This is a genomic window from Streptomyces pseudovenezuelae (genome assembly GCF_029892565.1).
Lineage (GTDB): Bacteria > Actinomycetota > Actinomycetes > Streptomycetales > Streptomycetaceae > Streptomyces > Streptomyces pseudovenezuelae_A.
Genome location: NZ_JARXVH010000005.1, coordinates 244,088 through 263,574, shown reverse-complemented (window position 1 = coordinate 263,574; position 19,487 = coordinate 244,088). Strand labels below are relative to the sequence as shown.

General features: G+C 70.9%; 18 protein-coding genes. 9 read left to right on the top strand and 9 right to left on the bottom strand.

The genetic code is table 11. From position 1 onward, the window contains the following. Positions 1 to 11: 11 nt before the first annotated feature. From M2283_RS17665 to M2283_RS17655, 3 genes are all read right to left on the bottom strand, one after another. Entirely contained in the window at positions 12 to 1,502 is a 1,491-nt protein-coding gene (locus M2283_RS17665) for a glutamate synthase subunit beta (RefSeq protein WP_280877212.1), read from the bottom strand. Between the two features lie 167 nt (positions 1,503 to 1,669). Beyond that, the gene (locus M2283_RS17660; RefSeq protein ID WP_280877211.1) at positions 1,670 to 2,149 is read right to left on the bottom strand and encodes a DUF1772 domain-containing protein; all 480 of its coding nucleotides are present in this window, start codon (positions 2,147 to 2,149) and stop codon (positions 1,670 to 1,672) included. A gap of 253 nt (positions 2,150 to 2,402) precedes the next feature. Further along, positions 2,403 to 3,095 carry a DUF2293 domain-containing protein gene (locus tag M2283_RS17655; RefSeq protein ID WP_280877210.1) on the bottom strand — a complete coding sequence of 231 codons (693 nt, stop codon included), beginning with the start codon at positions 3,093 to 3,095 and terminating at the stop codon, positions 2,403 to 2,405. A 186-nt stretch (positions 3,096 to 3,281) separates the two neighbouring features. Here M2283_RS17655 and M2283_RS17650 point away from each other — a divergent pair, with 186 nt between their 5' ends. Both M2283_RS17650 and M2283_RS17645 read left to right on the top strand, forming a co-directional pair. Continuing rightward, the gene (locus M2283_RS17650; RefSeq protein WP_280877209.1) at positions 3,282 to 3,914 is read left to right on the top strand and encodes a uridine kinase; all 633 of its coding nucleotides are present in this window, start codon (positions 3,282 to 3,284) and stop codon (positions 3,912 to 3,914) included. Positions 3,915 to 4,059: 145 nt separating this feature from the next. Further along, the gene (locus tag M2283_RS17645) at positions 4,060 to 4,488 is read left to right on the top strand and encodes a CBS domain-containing protein (protein ID WP_280877208.1); all 429 of its coding nucleotides are present in this window, start codon (positions 4,060 to 4,062) and stop codon (positions 4,486 to 4,488) included. A 52-nt stretch (positions 4,489 to 4,540) separates the two neighbouring features. Here the strand turns inward: M2283_RS17645 and M2283_RS17640 are convergent, their stop codons facing one another. Continuing rightward, positions 4,541 to 5,668, bottom strand: a complete 1,128-nt coding sequence (locus M2283_RS17640; RefSeq protein ID WP_280877207.1) for a magnesium and cobalt transport protein CorA — start codon at positions 5,666 to 5,668, stop codon at positions 4,541 to 4,543. Positions 5,669 to 5,880: 212 nt separating this feature from the next. Between M2283_RS17640 and M2283_RS17635 the strand changes: the two genes are divergently transcribed. Continuing rightward, positions 5,881 to 6,675, top strand: a complete 795-nt coding sequence (locus M2283_RS17635) for a methyltransferase domain-containing protein (RefSeq protein ID WP_280877206.1) — start codon at positions 5,881 to 5,883, stop codon at positions 6,673 to 6,675. Between the two features lie 87 nt (positions 6,676 to 6,762). Here the strand turns inward: M2283_RS17635 and M2283_RS17630 are convergent, their stop codons facing one another. Continuing rightward, the gene (locus M2283_RS17630) at positions 6,763 to 7,692 is read right to left on the bottom strand and encodes a carbohydrate kinase family protein (protein WP_280877205.1); all 930 of its coding nucleotides are present in this window, start codon (positions 7,690 to 7,692) and stop codon (positions 6,763 to 6,765) included. Then, entirely contained in the window at positions 7,689 to 8,597 is a 909-nt protein-coding gene (locus tag M2283_RS17625; RefSeq protein WP_280877634.1) for a pseudouridine-5'-phosphate glycosidase, read from the bottom strand. Before M2283_RS17625 ends, M2283_RS17630 begins: the two co-directional genes overlap by 4 nt. Positions 8,598 to 8,696: 99 nt before the next feature. Between M2283_RS17625 and M2283_RS17620 the strand changes: the two genes are divergently transcribed. After that, positions 8,697 to 9,125: a VOC family protein gene (locus tag M2283_RS17620; protein WP_280877204.1), complete on the top strand. Its 429-nt coding sequence runs from the start codon at positions 8,697 to 8,699 to the stop codon at positions 9,123 to 9,125. 62 nt (positions 9,126 to 9,187) lie between these two features. Here M2283_RS17620 and fdhA read toward each other — a convergent pair whose 3' ends face one another. From fdhA to M2283_RS17605, 3 genes are all read right to left on the bottom strand, one after another. Further along, positions 9,188 to 10,414 (bottom strand): formaldehyde dehydrogenase, glutathione-independent, encoded by a 1,227-nt coding sequence (fdhA, locus tag M2283_RS17615; protein ID WP_280877203.1) that lies wholly within the window; start codon positions 10,412 to 10,414, stop codon positions 9,188 to 9,190. Positions 10,415 to 10,546: 132 nt separating this feature from the next. Next, positions 10,547 to 11,101 (bottom strand): methylated-DNA--[protein]-cysteine S-methyltransferase, encoded by a 555-nt coding sequence (locus tag M2283_RS17610; protein ID WP_280877202.1) that lies wholly within the window; start codon positions 11,099 to 11,101, stop codon positions 10,547 to 10,549. 82 nt (positions 11,102 to 11,183) lie between these two features. Then, entirely contained in the window at positions 11,184 to 12,059 is an 876-nt protein-coding gene (locus tag M2283_RS17605) for a glycerophosphodiester phosphodiesterase family protein (RefSeq protein ID WP_280877201.1), read from the bottom strand. 279 nt (positions 12,060 to 12,338) lie between these two features. Between M2283_RS17605 and M2283_RS17600 the strand changes: the two genes are divergently transcribed. The 5 genes from M2283_RS17600 (at position 12,339) to M2283_RS17580 (ending at position 19,414) form a co-directional block, all read left to right on the top strand. Then, positions 12,339 to 13,208: an MHYT domain-containing protein gene (locus tag M2283_RS17600; protein ID WP_280877200.1), complete on the top strand. Its 870-nt coding sequence runs from the start codon at positions 12,339 to 12,341 to the stop codon at positions 13,206 to 13,208. Positions 13,209 to 13,248: 40 nt separating this feature from the next. After that, a complete protein-coding gene (gene uvrB / locus M2283_RS17595) occupies positions 13,249 to 15,369 on the top strand; it encodes an excinuclease ABC subunit UvrB (protein WP_280877199.1) in 2,121 nt (706 codons plus the stop codon). A gap of 148 nt (positions 15,370 to 15,517) precedes the next feature. Continuing rightward, on the top strand, positions 15,518 to 16,096 hold the full coding sequence (locus M2283_RS17590; RefSeq protein ID WP_124004425.1) for a TerD family protein: 579 nt from the start codon (positions 15,518 to 15,520) through the stop codon (positions 16,094 to 16,096). A 65-nt stretch (positions 16,097 to 16,161) separates the two neighbouring features. Next, entirely contained in the window at positions 16,162 to 18,189 is a 2,028-nt protein-coding gene (locus M2283_RS17585) for a TerD family protein (RefSeq protein WP_280877198.1), read from the top strand. 223 nt (positions 18,190 to 18,412) lie between these two features. Further along, positions 18,413 to 19,414, top strand: a complete 1,002-nt coding sequence (locus tag M2283_RS17580) for a TerC/Alx family metal homeostasis membrane protein (protein ID WP_280877197.1) — start codon at positions 18,413 to 18,415, stop codon at positions 19,412 to 19,414. The last annotated feature ends 73 nt before the right edge of the window (positions 19,415 to 19,487 follow it).

Genomic DNA, 19,487 nt, shown 5'->3' with positions numbered 1-19,487 from the left:
GCCTCACTCCGTCACACCGTCATCGGCCGGTCGTACGGCCCGATCGGCGCCGGCAGCCGCGAACTCCCCGTCAGATGGCGGTCGACGGCCGCCGCCACCGCTCGCCCCTCCGCGATCGCCCACACGATCAGCGACTGCCCGCGCGCCGCGTCCCCGGCGGCGAACACCCCGGGCACGTTCGTCGCGAAGTCGGCGTCCCGCGTGATCGTCCCGCGCGGATCCATCGCCAGCCCCAACTGGTCGACGAGCCCGTCGTCCGCCCGGTCGGGCCCGGAGAAACCGAGCGCGAGCAGCACGAGGTCGGCGGGCAACGTCCGCCCGCTGTCCGCCACCGGCCGCCGCTGCGCGTCGACCTCGACGAGGTGCAGCGACCGCACATGCCCGCCCTCGTCGCCGGTGAAGCGGAGCGTGGACGCCGCGAACAGCCGGGCGTCCGCGTCCGCCGCCGGCGCCGTCCCCAGGTCCCCGGCCTCCTCGTGCGCGGCCGACAACCGGTAGATCCTCGGATACGTCGGCCAGGGCTCGGCGTCCTCGTCGCGCACGGCGTCCGGCTGGGCGTAGATGTCCAACTGGCTGACGGACGCGGCCCCTTCACGCACCGCCGTCCCCAGACAGTCGGCCCCCGTGTCACCGCCGCCGACGATGACGACATGCTTCCCGGCGGCGGACATCGGGGAGTCGGCCAAATCCCCCTCGCACACCCGGTTGGCCAGCGGCAGATACTCCATCGCCTGCTGGATCCCGGCCAACTCCCGCCCCGGCACCGGCAGTTCCCGCCACGCCGTCGCCCCCGTCGCGATCACCACGGCGTCGTACCGCGCCCGCAACTCCGCCGCCCCCACATCCCGCCCGACCGCCGTCGACGTACGGAACTTCGTCCCCTCGGCCCGCATCTGCTCGATCCGCCGCTCCAGATGCCGCTTCTCCATCTTGAACTCCGGGATGCCGTACCGCATCAGCCCACCGAGCCGGTCGTCCTTCTCGTACACGGCGACCGTGTGCCCCGCCCGGGTCAACTGCTGCGCCGCGGCGAGTCCCGTCGGACCCGACCCGATCACCGCGACCGTCCGCCCGGACAACCGGTCCGGCGGCCGGGGCGGCGTGAGACCCAACTCCCAGGCCTGGTCGGCGATGGCGACCTCGACGTTCTTGATGGTGACCGCGGGCTGGTTGATGGCGAGCACGCACCCCGCCTCGCACGGCGCCGGACACAACCGCCCCGTGAACTCAGGGAAGTTGTTCGTGGCGTGCAGCCGATCCGCCGCCGCCCGCCAGTCGTCCCGGCTCACCAGGTCGTTCCACTCGGGGATCAGATTGCCGAGCGGACAGGCGTCGTGGCAGAACGGGATCCCGCAGTCCATACAGCGGTCGGCCTGCTTGTCGATGATGGGCAGCAGCGCCCCCGGGACGTACACCTCGTCCCAGTCCCGGACCCTCTCCTCGACCGGCCGACGGGGCCAGTCCTGGCGAGGCGTGGTCATGAATCCCTTGGGATCGGCCATGGCCGTCTTCCTTGCGTCCGCATGCGGCAGGCCGTGCGTCATCGGGCGGCACTCTTTCGGCCACGATACGGCCCATCGGCCACCCGCGCAGAGTGGACGGACCGCGCTTTCCGCCCCCTCTTCCCAGGCTTCTCCCAAGCCACCGCCCGGAAGCTCTCAGCCCCCGCTCAGGTGAGGGCCAGCACATACGCCACCGCCGCGCCGGACGAGGCGACCGCGCGCACGTGGTTCCACATCGTCCACTCGCGCACGTACGACGGCCAGTACGCCGCCGCCTCCGCAGTGCCCGGCTCCAGCTTCAGCAGGGCGTCGTTGCGCGGCACGTTCGCCACCATCGTCACCCCGAACGTGCCGAACAGATACAGCGCGCTGCCGAGCAACAGCTCCACCGTCCCCTCGTCCGGCCACAGCACGAACGTCACCACGGCGATCACCGCGCACAGCACCGCCGACCCGAGGAACACGAACATGAACGCCGGCAGCACCGCGCTCACGTTGATCGAGTTCATCGCCGCCACGCCCTGCGCCGGCGGCAACGCGGCCAGCGCCCTCATCACGAACGTGGAGAACGCGCAGAAGACCCCGGCGACCAGACCGGTTCCGAGCACACCCAGCACCACCAGCACGAAGTACGGTCCATCGATCATGAAAACGTCAACTCCCCGTGTCGGCCGAGACCGTGCCCGGCACTCCCGCCACAACCACAAGTGAAGACCCGCACCTCCACGGTGACCATGCCCTAAGGCCTCGTGAACATAAGCGAGCGTCCACCCCTTTTCGCCTGCTTGTGGCTCCCCCCGGCCAATCTCCGGGGGGCTCCCCCTCCCCCCTCCCTCCCGCCTCCCCCTCCCTCTCGCGCCGGTTCGCGGCCCACCCCTGCCCCGGAGCACACCGGCACGGTCAGCCGATCGCCCCCTCCGCCCGCCACCCCCGCAGCACGCCGTCCACCGCCGCCCCGATCCGCCGCCGCGCCTCGTGCCGTGCCACTCCGCTCATCAGCAACTGGTCGTACGGCGTGTCCACATGCCGTACGGACGCCACGACCGCCGACACCACCGCCCCCTCGGACAGGGCCCGCCCGGCCGCACTCCGGCCCACGCGTCCGCTGCCCCGCGCCGACGCGTGCCCGGCGATCTCCCGCGCCCGCTCCGCCGGACACCCGGGAAACAGCCGCCGTATCTCCGCCGCGAACGCCTCCTCGAACCGCACGTCCTCGGCCGCCCGCCGTCGGGCGTCCCGCACCCGGCGCCGCCGCCGCGCCTCCGCGTCCGCCAGGCACCGCTCCTCGGCCCGGGCGAGCCCCGCCTCCTCGACCAGGACCCCCTGCCGCTCGTACCGGCCCCTGCGCCGGTCGAACCGCACCACGACCGCCGACAGCCCGCTCTCCTCCCGCGACCGCCGCGTCAGCGCGGTGTCGCCGCGCGGCAGGAACACCAGATGCCCGAGGTCGGCGCAGTCGAGACACCTCGGCGTCCCCTCCTCCAGCACCAGCAGCGCCAACGGCCCCGCCTGACACTCCGCGCAGTGCCGTCTCCTGAGCGGCTGAATGACGAGAAGTCCGGTGCGGTGCGGGGGAGTTGCGAGGCGCGCCATACGTGTGTCATTCCCCCTTTCCGCCCCGCGGACTACGTCCAGAACGCGCCCCCCTCTCTCACCTCTCCGCACCCCTCCTCCTCCCCAACTCCTCTCCGCCCGCCGTGCCACGAGCGCGCGGCGTCCTGACGCTGGCCCCGGCCGTGGGCGCCACACCCCACCCGGCGACTGGCGCATCATGGCCGTGTGCGACTCGAAGCGATCACCTGGGACCGGCTCGGCGACCTCCTCGCCGAGCGCCTGCTCGACCTGAAGCCGGCCGACGGCAGCCCCTGGCCGCGCATCGCCTTCGACGGCGCCCCCGCGGCCCGGCCGGGAGAACTCGCCGAACGCGTGGGTCAGGCGCTGCGCATACACGGCCGCCCCTCGCTGACCGTCGGCACGGACGGCTTCCTGCGCCCGGCCTCGCTGCGCCTGGAGTACGGCCGCCAGGACGTGGAGGCCTACTACGACGGCTGGTTCGACACCGGCGCCCTGTGGCGCGAGGTCTTCGGCCCCCTCGAAGCCGGTGGCGACGGACGCGTCCTGCCCGACCTGTGGGACCCGGTCACCGACCGCGCCACCCGCAGCCCCCACGTCCAACTCCCGCCCGGCGGCTTCCTGTTGCTCCACGGCCCCCTCCTGCTGCGCCACTGGTTCCCCTTCGACCTGACCGTCCACGTCCTCCTCACCCCCGGCGCCCTGCGCCGCCGCACCCCCGAAGCCGACCACTGGACCCTCCCCGCCTATGAGCGCTACACCGACGAGACCGACCCCGCGGCCACCGCCGACGTCCTGGTCCGCGCGGACGACCCGCGGCATCCGGCGTGGAGCGGTTGAGCGGTCAAGGATCGAGACGGCGCCGACTTCCCCGTTACCGCCCGGTTCCGGGTGCGTCCGTCCTGTCGCGCGGCGAGAATGTAGGGCGCCGGGACCAGCGGTGCTCCCCGCGCCGCGCCGGCCGCCCGGCATCAGGAGGTACTCCATGACCACCGCCGGAGACATCATGCACCGGGGCGCCCAGTGGATCCCCGCCCACGAGACGCTGGACCGCGCGGCCCAGCTGATGCGCGAGCTGAACGTCGGAGCCCTGCCCATCAGCGACGCGAACGAGCGGCTCTGCGGCATCCTCACCGACCGGGACATCGTCGTCGGCTGTGTGGCCATGGGTCACGACCCGGCCAGGATCACCGCCGGCGAGATGGCCCAGGGCACTCCCCGCTGGATCGACTCGGGCGCCGACGTCGGCGACGTGCTCCAGGAGATGCAGAGCCACCAGATCCGCCGGCTCCCCGTCATCGAGAACAAGCGCCTGGTCGGCATGATCAGCGAGGCGGACCTCGCCCAGCATCTGACGGAGGAGCAGATCGCCTCCTGGGCGGAGAGCGTCTACGCCAGGACCGGCCCTCGCTGACGGTGCCCGCCGACGCCCATCCCGCTGACTCACCCCGCGGCGACCGCGCGCGTCAGAGCCAGCCGTTGCGCCGGAAGCCGCGGTACAGCACCAGGCACGCCACGGATATCACGCCGATCACCAGGCCGTATCCGTACCGCCAGTGAAGCTCGGGCATGTGCTCGAAGTTCATGCCGTACACCCCGCAGACCATCGTCGGGACCGCGATCACCGCGGCCCAGGCGGTGATCTTGCGCATGTCCTCGTTCTGCGCGACCGTGACCTGCGCGAGGTGGGCCTGGAGGATCGAGTTGAGGAGTTCGTCGAAGGAGGCGATCTGCTCCTTCGCCCGCATGAGGTGGTCGAAGACGTCCCTGAAGTAGGCCTGTATCTCCGGGTCGACCACCCGGATCGGCCGGGTGGCGAGATCCTCGATCGGACGGGCGAGCGGCACCACCGCCCGCTTCAGCTCCAGCAGTTCGCGCTTCATCTGGTAGATCCGCCCCGGGTCGGCCCGCGCGCCGTTCTCCGCGAACACGTCCGTCTCGACCTGGTCGATGTCCGCCTGGACCGAGTCCGTGACGCTCAGATAGTCGTCGACCACGTGGTCCGCGATCGCGTGCAGCACCGCCGCCGGGCCCTTGGCCAGCTGCTGCGGACTGGACTCCAGCTCCTCGCGCAGCGGGCCCAGCGAGCCGTGCCTGCCGTGCCGCACCGTGATCACGAAGTCCTCGCCGACGAAGACCATGATCTCGCCGGTGTCCACCACCTCGCTCGTCGCGGTCAGCTTCTCGTGCTCGACGTAACAGACCGTCTTGAACACCGCGAACAGCGTCTCGCCGTAGCGCTCCAGCTTCGGGCGCTGATGGGCCTCGACCGCGTCCTCGACGGCCAGCGGGTGCAGGTCGAAGAGCTCGGCGATGCCGGCGAACTCCTGGTCCGTCGGCTCGTGCAGCCCGAGCCACACGAATCCGTCGCGCTGCTTGCGTACCTGCTCCACCGTGTCGACCAGATCGCTGCCGACGGGCACCCGCTCGCCGTCCCGGTACGTCACGCAGTTCACCACGGAGGAGCCCAGCGGAGACCGGGCATGGTGGCTCAGGTCGACGCGGGGGCGCCGTCGAGCCAGCCGTGCCACCTTGCGGAGGCCGCCGACCCTGCCGAGGCTCGTGACCTTCCGCAGATTCCCTGCCATGGACATTTGGATCTCCTTGCGTGGATCTCCCCGGATCTGACGCACGGAACGACGGCCCGCGCCGCGTTCCTCCGCCTTGGTCGGCCAGTTTGCCAGGTCGGAGTGAGCGGCGGGTAAGCCTGTGGAAACAGAATGTTCCGCTTTGTTCCCGCCTGTGGACGAAGGGTTTGCACGCGTCGACCGCTTCCGCCGAGCCGGGCAACTGGGATGATCGCGGCATGACGCGAACCGAGGGGTATCTCCTCACCAACCGGCAGTCCGAGGCCCAGGAGCGCTTCGACGCCTTCGCCACCCTCTTCGACCCCACGACCTTCCGCCACCTCGAGCGGTTCGGCATCGGACCCGGCTGGCGCTGCTGGGAGGTCGGTGCCGGCGGCACCTCCGTGGTCTCGTGGCTGGCGAAGAAGGTCGGCCCCACCGGCAAGGTCGTCGCGACCGACATCGACACCTCCCGGCTGACCCCGGCCGCCCGCCCGCCGGTGGCGGTGCGCGTCCATGACGTCGGCGCCGAGGAACCCCCGGGGGAGGGCTTCGACCTGGTGCACGCCCGGCTGGTTCTGGTCCATGTCCCGGACCGGGAACGGGCGTTGCAGTCGATGATCAAGGCCCTGCGGCCCGGCGGGTACCTCCTGATCGAGGACGCCGACCCGGCCCTGCAGCCCCTGACCTGCCCGGACGAGCACGGTCCCGAAGAACAGCTCGCCAACCGGCTGCGGCAGGGCTTCCGTGAACTCCTCGCCGAGCGGGGCGCCGACCTCTCCTACGGCCGCACACTCCCGCGCCTGCTCCGCGAGGCCGGACTGCGCCGCGTCGAGGCCGACGCCTACTTCCCGGTCACCTCACCCGCCTGCACGGCCCTGGAGTCCGCGACGGTCCGCCAGATCCGCGAGCAACTCGTCACCGCCGGCATCGCGACCGACGAGGACATCGACCGCCACCTGGCCAACGTCGCGGCCGGCAACATGGACCTGGCGACGGCACCGATGATCTCGGCGTGGGGGCGCAAGGCGTAGGAGCAGGGAGGGGACGGGAGTTGGGCGGTCAGGGGGACCCGCCCACACCCTCACCGTCTTAGCCCGCCGGCCCTCACCTCGCCGCCTTTACCCTCGCTCGCCCTCACTTCGTCCCGGCGGTCTCCCGCCCACCCGCTCGACCGCCAGCGCTCCCGCCCGGCACCCCTCGCGCGCCGCCTCTTCGGGCTCGGCGCCCGTGAGCAGCGCGGCGAGGAACGCGCCGGTGAAGGCGTCTCCGGCCCCCGTGGTGTCCCGCGGTGTGGCCGGCGTCGCGGGGACCCGGGCACGCACTGATCCGGAGCGGGCGACCAACGCGCCCTCCGCGCCCTGCTTGGTGACCACCAGCGGGGCGTACCGGCTCAGTTTCGCCGCCGCGTCGGCCGGGTCGGGCAGCCCCGTGAGCAGGCACGCCTCGTCCCGGCTGGGCAGCAGGACGTCCACCCCGGCGACGAGCTCCAGGAAACGGTCGACACCCAGCTCCACGAGGAAACCCGCCGACGCGGGGTCCAGGCTCACCGGCACACCACGCGCGCGTGCCGACGCCAGAGCCACCGCGACCAGCGCGCGGCTCGGCTCGGAGAACAGCAGGTAGCCCGACAGGTGCAGCCGGGCCACGCCGTCGAGGAGCGCGTCCGACCAGTCGCCGGGATCGAAGCGCAGTGCAGCGCCGCTGTCGGTGAGGAACGTCCGCTCGGCCGAAGCATCCGTGTCGACCAGGCAGATCACCGTCCCGGTCGGTGCCTCCTCGTCGACGACGAGCCGGGGTCGTACCCCGCACGCGGTCAGCTCCCGCTCGTGCCAGGACGCCGCGTCCGTGCCCACCCGGCCGAGCAGCCGCACCTCGGGGCAGCCCCAATGCGCCGCCCAGCAGGCCACGTTGGCGCCCGCGCCGCCCGGCACCGTCCGGATCACGGCCGCCGTGTCCGTCCCCGCGGCGAGCGGCCCCCGGTGCCGGGCGACGACGTCCGTGACGACGTCCCCGACCACCAGGAGCGCTCCGCCGGGTGCGGTGGTCATGCCGCGGCCCGGGCCGCCGCGATCCGCGCCGCCAGCCGTACGTTGCCGCGCACCGCCGCCAAATTCGCGGTCAGTGAGGCCCCGTCGGTGTGCCGGACCAGGTAGTCGAGCAGGAACGGCGTGACGGCCTGGCCGGTGACACCCTCCTCCTCGCACGCGTGCAGCGCGTCGGCGAGCACACGCGCGTGCAGCGCGGGATCGAGCTGCTCCTCCTCGGGCACGGGGTTGGCGACGATCAGCGCCGACTCGGGTCCGTCTAGCGAGTCCTGCGCCCGCATGACCGCCGCGACCTGCTCGGGGCTCTCCAGCGTCCAGTCCACCGGATGCCCCGAGTCGGACAGATAGAAGCCGGGGAAGCGGTCCGTGCCGTACCCGGCCACCGCGACGCCCAGCGTCTCCAGCCGTTGCAGGGTCGCCGGCACGTCCAGGATCGACTTCACGCCGGCGCACACCACCGTGATCCGCGTCCGCGCGAGCAGCCCCAGGTCGGCCGACTCGTCCTGCGTCACCGTCCACTCCCGGTGCACACCGCCAAGACCGCCCGTCGCGAACACCCGCACACCCGCGAGGGCCGCCAGCAGCGCCGTCGCCGACACGGTGGTCGCGCCGCTCGCCCCGGACGCCACCGCGAGCGGCAGGTCCCGATGGCCCAGCTTGCGGATCCCGTCCTCGTTGGCGACCCGCTCCAACTGCCCCTTGTCGAGCCCGACCCGGGGCTGCCCGTCGAGCACCGCGATCGTCGCAGGGACGGCACCCTCCCGCCGTACGACGTCCTCCAACTCCAGCGCCACCTGCAGATTGCGCGGGCGCGGCAGCCCGTGCGCGATGATCGTGGACTCCAGGGCCACCACGGGTCGACGCGCGTCGATCGCCTCCCGCACTTCTTCGGACACCACCAGCACCACGCGCCTCACTCCTGTCATTCGGTCTTCCCTCATCTCTGGCAGGCGACAGGGCCGGTCAAACACTTGCGGCCTGTGGGGGACGACACCAGCCTGAGGGGCATGACGGACAACACGACACGTCTCGACCACGTAGTCCTGTGGGTGACCGACCCGGTGGCCTCGGCCGACTTCTACGACAAGGCGGTCGGCCTGCGCCCCGTGCGGCTCTCCGAGTTCGCGGAGGGCAAGATCCCGTTCCCCTCCGTACGGCTCAACGACGAGACCATCATCGACCTCATGCCCCACTCCATGGCGGAGCGCATGAAGATGCTCCCCGGCGCCGCCGACAGCGCGGGCCACCCCGTCAACCACGTCTGCCTGGCCCTGCCCGCCGAGCACTTCGACACCCTCCGCAGCCGCCTGGAGGAACGCGCCGTCCCCGTCTCGAAGATCTCCTACGACTCCTTCGGCGCCCGCGGCAGCGCCACCCGCAGCTTCTACTTCCGCGACCCGGACGGGAACGTCTTCGAGGCCCGGCACTACGACTGACTGCGGCACTGAAAAGGGTGCCCACGCGCGCGTAGGCGTGGGCACCCTCCGTGTTCACGGGCTCAGACGGGCCTTACGCCCCTCAGCGCCCCGTGCGGATCGAGCACGTACTTGCGGCTGGCGCCCTGGTCGAACTCGGCGTAGCCGCGCGGCGCGTCGTCCAGGCCGACGACGGTCGCGTTGACCGCCTTGGCGATGTGCACACGCCCGTGCCGGATCGCCTGCATCAGGCTCCGGTTGTACTTCATCACCGGGCACTGACCGGTGGTGAGCTGGTGGCTCTTGGCCCAGCCGAGGCCGAGCCGCACCTTCAGCGTTCCGGACTTCGCGTCCTCGTCGACCCCGCCGGGATCGTCCGTGACGTACAGCCCGGGAATGCCCAGCGCGCCGCCCGCGCGCGTGATGCCCATCAGCGAGTTCAGCACCGTCGCCGGCGCCTCCGGGGCGTCCGGACCGTGGGCCCGGGCCTCGAAGCCGACCGCGTCGACCGCGGCGTCCACCTCGGGCTCCCCGAGGATCTGCGCGATCTGTTCCTCGATGTTGCCCTGCGCGACGTCGACCGTCTCACAGCCGAAACTCCGCGCCTGGGCGAGGCGTTCGGCGTTGAGGTCGCCGACGATGACGACGGCGGCGCCCAGGAGCTGCGCCGACGCGGCCGCCGCCAGACCCACCGGTCCGGCCCCGGCGACGTACACCGTCGAGCCCACGCCGGCGCCCGAGGACACCACACCGTGGAAGCCGGTCGGGAAGATGTCCGACAGCATGGTCAGGTCGAGCAGCTTCTCGCGCGCCTCGTCCCGGTCCGGGAACCTCAGCAGGTTGAAGTCCGCGTAGGGGACCATGGCGTACTCGGCCTGGCCGCCGACCCAGCCGCCCATGTCGACATAGCCGTAAGCCGCCCCGGGGCGGGCCGGGTTGACGTTCAGGCAGATGCCGGTCTTGCCCTCCTTGCAGTTGCGGCATCGGCCGCAGGCGATGTTGAACGGTACGGAGACGATGTCGCCGACGTCGATGAACTCGACGTCCGGACCCCGTTCGACGACCTCTCCGGTGATCTCGTGTCCGAGGACCAGCCCTTCGGGCGCGGTCGTCCGCCCCCGCACCATGTGCTGGTCGCTTCCGCAGATGTTGCTGGCGAGCACCTTGAGGATCACACCGTGCCGGCACTTGCGGCCGACGTTGTCGGGTGCGACACCTGGCCCGTCCTGGAGTTCAAGCGTCGGGTAGTCGATGGTCCTGACTTCCACCGCGCCCGGCTTGAGATATGCGACTGCCCTGTTTCCGCTCATGCGTGATCGCCGTCCCTTCGGCTCCGAGTTCTCGGATGCCTGTGGCTGTACGCACGGCGGAGTCTGCTACCGCCTCCGGCTTCCGACCACCCCTCGCGCGGCCCGTCCCGCCCTTGGCTCGGAACGGTGGTCTCAGAACAGCGGCTCGGGCAGGACGCCCTCCAGCGCGAGCAGTTGCCGCTTCGTCTCCAGCCCGCCCCCGAAGCCGCCGATGCCCCCGTCGCTCTCCACGACCCGGTGGCAGGGCACGACGACCGGCAGCGGGTTGGAGCCCATCGCCGTCCCCACCGCCTGGGCCGCGCCCGGCTGCCCGACCCGCCGGGCCAGATCGCCGTAGCCGACGACATGACCGAAGGCGACGCCGGACGCCAGCTCGCGCAGCACCTGCCGGTTGAAGCCGGAGATCAGCGACCAGTCCAGCGGCAGTTCGAAGTCGTGCCGCTCGCCCGCGAAGTACGCCTCGAACTGCGCTATCGCCTCGGCCAGCAGCGGGGAGTCCGGGTCCTCGACGGGCTCACCGCCGAGCCGCGACGCGAGTCGAGCGAGCGCCTGGTCCCGCACCTGGTCCGTGGCGTGGAAGACGACGTTGACCAGGCCCTCCCGGGTCGCGGCCAGCAGCAGCGGACCGATCCCGGTGCCGACCACCGCCCACACGACCTGCTGCTCGTACTGCCCATGGCTGTCCATGCGCCCACCGTACGACCCGCCACTGACAACGCCCGGAGAGCGGACGCCCGGCCGGCGCCGGCTCCCTGGGGCGGCACCGGATTCACTGCTCGCGCAGTGCTGCCCGGACCACGTCGGGCTTGTTGCTGATGACGCCGTCGACGCCGTAGTCGGCCACTCGCAGGGCGGTCGCCGCGTCGTCGACGGTCCAGGCGAACACCGCGAGCGGTCTGCCGTGCGGCCCGGTGAACCCGTGAGCGGCGGAGACGTAGCAGGTCGAGATCGAGGCGTACGAGGGGTTGATCCCGTCGGTGAAGGCCGCGTACCCGGAGAGGTCCGCCACCGGCGGTGTCCCGAGGAAGGCCGTGCTGACGCCGGGCTTCAGGTCGTGGACGATCCGGATGCTGTCCGCGCTGAAGCTCTGCACGATCAACCGGCCGTCCAGATGGGGCTGATCGAGCCAGCCCTCGTTGCCGAGAAGCTTCAGGATCTGCTGCTCGATCCCGGGGTACAGCTCCGGATTCTTGATCTCCAGGAGCAGATTCTGGCCGTTGTGCTCCACCCGGCGCATGTACTGCTTCAGGGTGGGCACGCGCACCCCTGCGAAACGGGGGGCGAACCAACTCCCCGCGTCGAGGCGGGCGATCTCCGCCGCGGTGAAGTCCTTCACCTTCCACGGAGCGCGGCCGGGGAAGACCTCCTTCACATCGGTCGTGCGCCGCAGGCTGTCGTCGTGGATCACGACCAGTTCGCCGTCCTCGGTGCGCTGGACGTCGTTCTCGACCCGGTCGACGCCCAGCGCGGCCGCCGCATCAATAGCGGCCAGGGTGTTCTCCGGTGCCTGGGCGGAGGCACCTCGGTGGGCGAAGACCGAGGGCGGCTCGCCGACGTCGCCCGCCCGGGCGTCGGAGGTGGGCAGCAGCAGGGCGGCGGTCCCCAGGAGCGCGGCGGTGAAAGCGGCGACTACGCGTGCGTACATGCGTACTCCTCGCGTCGAGAGATCACGGACAGATCAACTGTGACAGCAGAGGGTGATGATCAGCCGGGTGCACAATGACCACACATTGAATGGAGTTGCCCAAGCTCGCTCACGGGGGCCGCACAACTGGGGCAACGGCGTGTTTCTTTGCCGGAAAATCGTTCGACCATTCCGGTGGGGGTCATACTCTCTGCGTCAACCCTGGCCGCTCGGGCGGTCCTGGGAGGGGGCGCATTTCGGGGATTCAGCGACACAAGAGGGCGGGAAGGACAGCCGCGCATGCAAGGCACGGTCGACGGATTCAGGTACGGACTCGTCACACCGCTGGTGGCCTATCTCATGGCCTGCCTGGGCTCGGCTCTGGGCCTTCGCTGCACCACCAGATCCATGATCGTCGCGGGTTCCTGGCGCCCCGGTTGGCTCGCCCTGGGCTCGGCGGCCATCGGCTCCGGCATATGGACCATGCACTTCGTGGCCATGATGGGCTTCACGGTCGAACAGGCGCCGATCCACTACGACAAGCCGATGACTTTCGCCAGCCTCGCCGTCGCCATCGTCATGGTGGGCGTCGGGATCTTCATAGTCGGCTACAAGGGCGCGTCCGGAGCGGCCCTGTTCACCGGGGGCACCATCACCGGTCTGGGCATCGCCTCGATGCACTACCTGGGCATGGCCGGTCTGCGTCTGGACGGAACCCTGGAGTACAACACCCTCACCGTCGCCGCCTCCGTCGTCGTCGCGATGGCGGCCGCCACCGCCGCCCTCTGGGCCGCCGGGCAGGTCAAGGGCATCCTGTGGAGCGTGGGCGCCAGTCTCGTCATGGGGCTCGCCGTCACCGGCATGCACTACATGGGCATGGCCGCCCTCAGCGTCCACCTGCACAGCACGGGCGACCCCACCACCGGCGACTCGACCACGGGCCTGCTCGCGCTCATGCTGGTCGGTCCGCTGGCCTTCCTGCTGCTCGCCGGCGTGGTCGTGATGTTCGACCCGCTGATGGTCACCAAACCCGACTGGGCCCCCGTCGAGCACAAGCCGGGCGTCCCGGCCCGCCCCCACCCCGACATCCACCACCCGGGCCACCACTCGTCGCCGCGTCTCCGCCGCCACGTGAGCGAGCGCGGCTCACGCACCCCGCAGAACCGCTGATCCGACCGCGTTGTCAGTGGCGGGTCGTACGGTTGGTGTCATGCGGCCCGTTTCCAACATCGAACGCACTGTGGCGCCCTTCGAGGTCGTCAGCTCCTACCAGCCCAGCGGTGACCAGCCGGCGGCCATCGCCGAGCTGGCCAAGCGCGTCGAGGCCGGTGAGAGGGACGTCGTCCTGCTCGGCGCGACCGGCACCGGCAAGTCCGCCACCACCGCGTGGATGATCGAGCAGCTCCAGCGCCCCACCCTCGTCATGGCGCCGAACAAGACACTGGCCGCCCAGCTGGCGAACGAGTTCCGCGAGCTGCTGCCGAACAACGCGGTCGAGTACTTCGTCTCGTACTACGACTACTACCAGCCCGAGGCCTACGTCCCCCAGTCGGACACCTACATCGAGAAGGACTCCTCGATCAACGAGGAGGTCGAGCGCCTGCGCCACTCCGCGACCAACTCGCTGCTCACCCGCCGCGACGTCGTCGTGGTCGCCTCGGTCTCCTGCATCTACGGCCTCGGTACTCCGCAGGAGTACGTGGACCGCATGGTCCCCCTCAAGGTCGGCGACGAGATCGACCGCGACCAGCTGCTGCGCCGCTTCGTGGACATCCAGTACACGCGCAACGACCTGGCCTTCACCCGAGGCACCTTCCGCGTCCGCGGCGACACCATCGAGATCTTCCCGGTCTACGAGGAACTGGCCGTCCGCATCGAGATGTTCGGCGACGAGATCGAGGCGCTGTCCACGCTCCACCCGCTCACCGGCGAGATCATCAGCGACGACGAGCACCTCTACGTCTTCCCGGCCTCCCACTACATCGCGGGACCCGAGCGCCTGGAGCGGGCCGCCAACGACATCGAGAAGGAGCTCGGGGAGCGGCTGGCCGAGCTGGAGAAGCAGGGCAAGCTCCTGGAGGCCCAGCGGCTGCGCATGCGTACGACCTACGACCTGGAGATGCTCCGCCAGATCGGCTCCTGCTCGGGCGTCGAGAACTACTCGATGCACTTCGACGGCCGCGAGCCCGGCTCCCCGCCCAACACCCTGATCGACTACTTCCCGGACGACTTCCTGCTCGTCATCGACGAGTCCCACAACACCGTCCCGCAGATCGGCGCCATGTACGAGGGCGACGCCTCCCGGAAGCGCACCCTCGTCGACCACGGCTTCCGCCTGCCCTCCGCCCTGGACAACCGCCCGCTGAAGTGGGAGGAGTTCCAAAAGCGCATCGGACAGACGGTCTATCTGTCGGCGACCCCGGGCAAGTACGAGCTCTCGCGCGCGGACGGCGTCGTCGAGCAGATCATCCGCCCCACCGGCCTCGTCGACCCCCAGGTCGTCATCAAGCCCACCGAGGGCCAGATCGACGACCTGGTGCACGAGATCCGGGCCCGCGTCGAGAAGGACGAGCGCGTCCTGGTCACCACCCTCACCAAGAAGATGGCCGAGGACCTCACGGACTACTTCCTGGAGCTCGGCATCCAGGTCCGCTACCTGCACAGCGACGTCGACACCCTGCGCCGCGTCGAGCTGCTGCGCGAGCTGCGCTCCGGCGAGTTCGACGTGCTGGTGGGCATCAACCTCCTGCGTGAGGGCCTCGACCTGCCCGAGGTGTCCCTGGTGGCGATCCTCGACGCGGACAAGGAGGGCTTCCTGCGCTCCGGCACCTCCCTGATCCAGACCATCGGCCGCGCGGCACGCAACGTGTCGGGCGAGGTCCACATGTACGCCGACAGGATCACCCCGGCGATGGAGAAGGCCATCGAGGAGACCAACCGCCGCCGGGAGAAGCAGGTCGCGTACAACGAGGAGCGGGGCCTGGACCCCCAGCCGCTGCGCAAGAAGATCAACGACATCGTGGCGCAGATCGCCCGCGAGGACGTCGACACCGAGCAGCTGCTCGGCTCGGGCTACCGCAAGGGCAAGGACGGCAAGGGCGCCAAGGCACCCGTGCCCTCCCTCGGCGGCAAGGCCGCCAAGGGCAAGGCCAAGGAGACGGTGCCGACCGACCGCCCCGCGGCCGAACTGGCCGGTCAGATCGAGGAGATGACGGCACGGATGCGGGCCGCCGCCGCGGACCTCCAGTTCGAGATCGCGGCCCGCCTGCGCGACGAGGTCTCCGAGATGAAGAAGGAGCTCCGTCAGATGCGGGAGGCCGGCCTGGCCTGACAGCCCGTATCCCGGCCGTGAACGCGCTGTGTTGCAAGACCGACACAAAGTGCGGACCGGGGTACGGCACCGTCAGTGGCCGTGCGTAGGGTTCTGACAACCGCGGAGACCGCGGCAACAGGGGACAGTTCGAGAGGGGAATCGGCACGTGACCGTCAACATGACCAAGGGTCAGGCCATCAGTCTGCAGAAGAACGACGGCGGCAGCCTGACCGCGGTCCGCATGGGTCTCGGCTGGCAGGCGGCTCCCCGGCGCGGCCTGTTCGGCTCCCGCACCCGGGAGATCGACCTCGACGCCTCCGCCGTCCTGTTCGCGGACAAGCAGCCCGTCGACGTCGTCTTCTTCCGCCACCTGGTGAGCGACGACGGCTCGGTGCGCCACACCGGCGACAACCTGGTCGGCGGGGTCGGCCAGGGCGGCGACGACGAGGCCATCCTCGTCGACCTCTCGCGCGTCCCGGTCCACATCGACCAGATCGTCTTCACCGTGAACTCCTTCACGGGCCAGACCTTCCAGGAGGTGCAGAACGCGTTCTGCCGCCTGGTCGACGAGACCAACGGCCAGGAGCTGGCCCGCTACACGCTGGCCGGCGGCGGCCAGTACACGGCCCAGATCATGGCGAAGGTGCACCGCTCCGGCCCGGGCTGGACGCTGACGGCCATCGGCACCCCGGCCAACGGCCGCACCTTCCAGGACCTGATGCCGTCGATCCTGCCGCACCTGTAGGCGGACCGGCGGCCGAGCGAGCGGCACCCGACACGACACACCAGCGACACAGGGGGACGAAGGCGATGACGGCCGAGCTGGCGCGAGGGCAGAACCACCCGCTCTCCCAGGCCCGACTCGAGATCCGGGTCTCGGCCGGCACGCCCATCGTGGCCTCGGCCACCCTCGGCGACGAGAACGGCAAGGTGCACGGCGTGGATTGGGTGGCCCACCCGGGCGCGCCCGTCCTGCCGGGCCTGGAGGTCTCCAAGCAGGCGGCGGCCGGCCATCGCCTCGCGGTGGACCTGGGCGCCGTGCCGGAGGCGGTGCACCGTGTCAGTGTGCTGCTCGCCCTGCCCATCGGGGTCGGCGGCCCGGTCCGGTTCGGCGCCGTCGCGGCCCCCTTCATCGCGGTGACCGGCCTCGACGGCACCGAGGTCGCCAGCTACACCATCACCGGCCTGGACGCCGAGTCCGCCGTCGTCGCCCTGGAGCTCTACCGCCGACAGGGCGCCTGGAAAGTGCGCGCCGTCGGCCAGGGCTACGCCGGCGGACTCGCCGAACTCCTCACCGACCAGGGCCTGCCCGAGGCCGGCCGGCTCGCGGGCGGTATCAACGACGCGGTGGCGCAGGGCCTGGCCCGCTCGGTGCAGGCACCCCCGCAGCGCACGGCGGACGGCGACCGTACGCGCCAGACGGCCGCCCCGGCGCCCGGCCCGGACCAGTCCGGTCCCGCACCCCAGGCCGGCTCCACGCCCCAGGGCGCCCCCGGCCCCGTACCCCCGCACCCCACCTCGCCGTACGGAGCACCGGGCCCGCAGCCCGGATACCCCGCGGGACCCGCGCCCGCGGACCCCTCGACCGTCACCCAGCCCGCCACGCCCACGGCCGGCGGGCCGGTCGACTACAGCCACCCGCGACGGCAGACCGGCGCTCCGCCCTCGCCTCCGCCGACCGCACCGCAGGCCCGGCCCGGACAGCCCGCGCAGCCCGTCGCGGGGGACGCGAACGGCTGGTCGATGGACGAGCGGCTCTACAACCAGATCTGGGGCATGTTCGAGGACCTGGCCCGCAACACGGCCGCGTACCGCAGCGCCGTCGACTTCGCCGAGTCCCGCATGGAGAAGGAGCTCGACCAGGCCCTCTCCGACCCGCGCAACCGGATCGGCGGACAGAGCGACGCCGCGCGCGAGGTGGCCCGCGGCAAGCACGCGCAGCTGGTGGACCAGGCCAGGGCCTCCCTGGACCGGGACCTCGCCCAGCTCTCGGCCGAGGCCGAGGTCGTGGAGCCCGCGTTGCCGCCCGCCTTCGCCCGCTGGGACAACCCCGTGTGGCACGGCTACCGGGTGCCGATGGAGATCCCCATGGCCCTGCGCCTGGGCGATCTCTACCTGCCCGAGAGCGAGTTGTTGCGCATTCCGATGCTGGTCCGCCTGCCGCTGGAGCGCGGTCTGTGGATCGACAGCGGTCAGGGCGGACTGCTGGACGAGTCGTTCGCCGACTCCCACGAACTGCGCCGGCTCGCGCTGGACACGGCGGTGGCGCTGGCGGCCCGGCTGCTCGCGGTCTACCCGACGGGCGAATTCGGCGTGCACGTCATCGACCCGGCCGGCTCCGGGGTGCAGGCGTTCGCGCCGCTGGTGCAGACGGGCGTGCTCGCGACCCCGCCCGCGCCGGGCGCCGCCGGCGTGGCGGACGTGCTGGCCCGGCTCACCCAGCGCGTCGACCTGGTGCAGATGGCGGTGCGCGGCGGCGTGCCCGACTCCCTGCCGCCCGGCCTGGACACGGCCGAGCAGCTGCTGATCGTCCACGACTTCCCGCACGGCTTCGACGACCGGGCCGTGACCCAGCTGCGCTATCTCGCCGACGAGGGCCCGGCCGTGGGCGTCCACCTGATGATGGTCGCGGACCGGGAGGAGGCCGCCGCGTACGGGCCCTTGCTCGACCCGCTGTGGCGTTCGCTGCTGCGACTCACCCCGGTGCCCGACGACCACCTCGCCGACCCCTGGGTCGGACACGCCTGGACGTACGAGCCGGCGCTTGTCCCATCCGGCAGCCAGGTCCTCCAGCAGGTGCTCGCCCGTGTCGCGGAGGCCCGAACCAGGCATCGGTAAAGCCTCCCCACCTGGTCTCTTGTCTTTCTTTTGCCAATCGCTTTACCTTTCCTTGGTGATTGGGGTACTGTTTTTCCCACGGAGGGGAGTACTCCCTGCCAACTGCGGCGTACCCGTCAATACGGATCAGGCCAGATCCCGGGGCGTCGGCCCATCATTGGGTGGAAGAGACCTCCGGCAGCGACGACGCTGACATTTGCCGTTACGTACTGCCGGAGGCGCAGTGGATGTTTCCCCGACCCTGTGGGTCCTGACCATCGTGGGCCTAGCCGCCCTCATCGCCATCGACTTCTTCATCGGCCGCAAGCCGCACGACGTCTCGATCAAGGAAGCGGGGATCTGGACGGTCGTCTGGATCGCCCTCGCCGGACTCTTCGGTCTCGGCCTGCTGGTCTTCAGCGGCGGCGAGCCCGCCGGTGAGTTCTTCGCCGGCTTCATCACCGAGAAGTCGCTGAGCGTCGACAACCTCTTCGTCTTCGTCCTGATCATGGCGAAGTTCGCGGTGCCCTCGCAGTACCAGCAGCGGGTGCTGCTCGTCGGCGTCCTCATAGCCCTGGTCCTGCGGGCCATCTTCATCGCGGCCGGCGCGGCCATCCTCGCCAGCTTCGCGTGGGTCTTCTACATCTTCGGCGCCTTCCTCATCTGGACCGCCTGGAAGCTCATCCAGGAGGCCCGGGCCGACGAGGAGGACGAGGAGTTCGAGGAGAACCGGCTGCTCAAGGCCGCCGAGCGCCGCTTCGGCGTCGCCGACCGCTATCACGGCACCAAGCTGTGGATCCAGGAGAACGGCAAGCGGGTCATGACCCCGATGCTGGTCGTGATGCTCGCGATCGGCACCACGGACGTCCTGTTCGCACTCGACTCGATCCCCGCGATCTTCGGCCTGACCCAGGACCCGTACATCGTGTTCACGGCCAACGCGTTCGCCCTGATGGGTCTGCGGCAGCTGTACTTCCTGATCGGCGGCCTGCTCAGGAAGCTGGTCCACCTCAGCTACGGACTGTCGGTCATCCTCGGCTTCATCGGCGTCAAGCTGGTGCTGCACGCACTGCACGAGTCCGGCGTGCACGTCCCGGAGATCTCCATCCCGGTCTCCCTCGGCGTGATCTGCGCGGTCCTGATCGTCACGACGATCACCAGCCTCATCGCCTCCAAGAAGCAGGCGGCGGCGGAGGCGGCGCAGGAGTCGAGCGAAGGCGCTCCGAAGGATCGCATCCAGACCTGACCACGACGGACGTAGGAACAACCACCACCGGGAGTGCCCCTCGGCGAATTGCCGAGGGGCACTCCCGGTGCTT

Bases quoted from the DNA above. Each gene is read 5' to 3' on its own strand.
- M2283_RS17640 (WP_280877207.1), bottom strand. From the start codon at position 5,668: ATGTCCATGGCAGGGAATCTGCGGAAGGTCACGAGCCTCGGCAGGGTC.
- M2283_RS17620 (WP_280877204.1), top strand. From the start codon at position 8,697: ATGACGGACAACACGACACGTCTCGACCACGTAGTCCTGTGGGTGACC.
- M2283_RS17635 (WP_280877206.1), top strand. From the start codon at position 5,881: ATGACGCGAACCGAGGGGTATCTCCTCACCAACCGGCAGTCCGAGGCC.
- M2283_RS17605 (WP_280877201.1), bottom strand. From the start codon at position 12,059: ATGTACGCACGCGTAGTCGCCGCTTTCACCGCCGCGCTCCTGGGGACC.
- M2283_RS17660 (WP_280877211.1), bottom strand. From the start codon at position 2,149: ATGATCGATGGACCGTACTTCGTGCTGGTGGTGCTGGGTGTGCTCGGA.
- uvrB (WP_280877199.1), top strand. From the start codon at position 13,249: ATGCGGCCCGTTTCCAACATCGAACGCACTGTGGCGCCCTTCGAGGTC.
- M2283_RS17655 (WP_280877210.1), bottom strand. From the start codon at position 3,095: ATGGCGCGCCTCGCAACTCCCCCGCACCGCACCGGACTTCTCGTCATT.
- M2283_RS17585 (WP_280877198.1), top strand. From the start codon at position 16,162: ATGACGGCCGAGCTGGCGCGAGGGCAGAACCACCCGCTCTCCCAGGCC.
- fdhA (WP_280877203.1), bottom strand. From the start codon at position 10,414: ATGAGCGGAAACAGGGCAGTCGCATATCTCAAGCCGGGCGCGGTGGAA.
- M2283_RS17610 (WP_280877202.1), bottom strand. From the start codon at position 11,101: ATGGACAGCCATGGGCAGTACGAGCAGCAGGTCGTGTGGGCGGTGGTC.
- M2283_RS17645 (WP_280877208.1), top strand. From the start codon at position 4,060: ATGACCACCGCCGGAGACATCATGCACCGGGGCGCCCAGTGGATCCCC.
- M2283_RS17600 (WP_280877200.1), top strand. From the start codon at position 12,339: ATGCAAGGCACGGTCGACGGATTCAGGTACGGACTCGTCACACCGCTG.
- M2283_RS17630 (WP_280877205.1), bottom strand. From the start codon at position 7,692: ATGACCACCGCACCCGGCGGAGCGCTCCTGGTGGTCGGGGACGTCGTC.
- M2283_RS17665 (WP_280877212.1), bottom strand. From the start codon at position 1,502: ATGGCCGATCCCAAGGGATTCATGACCACGCCTCGCCAGGACTGGCCC.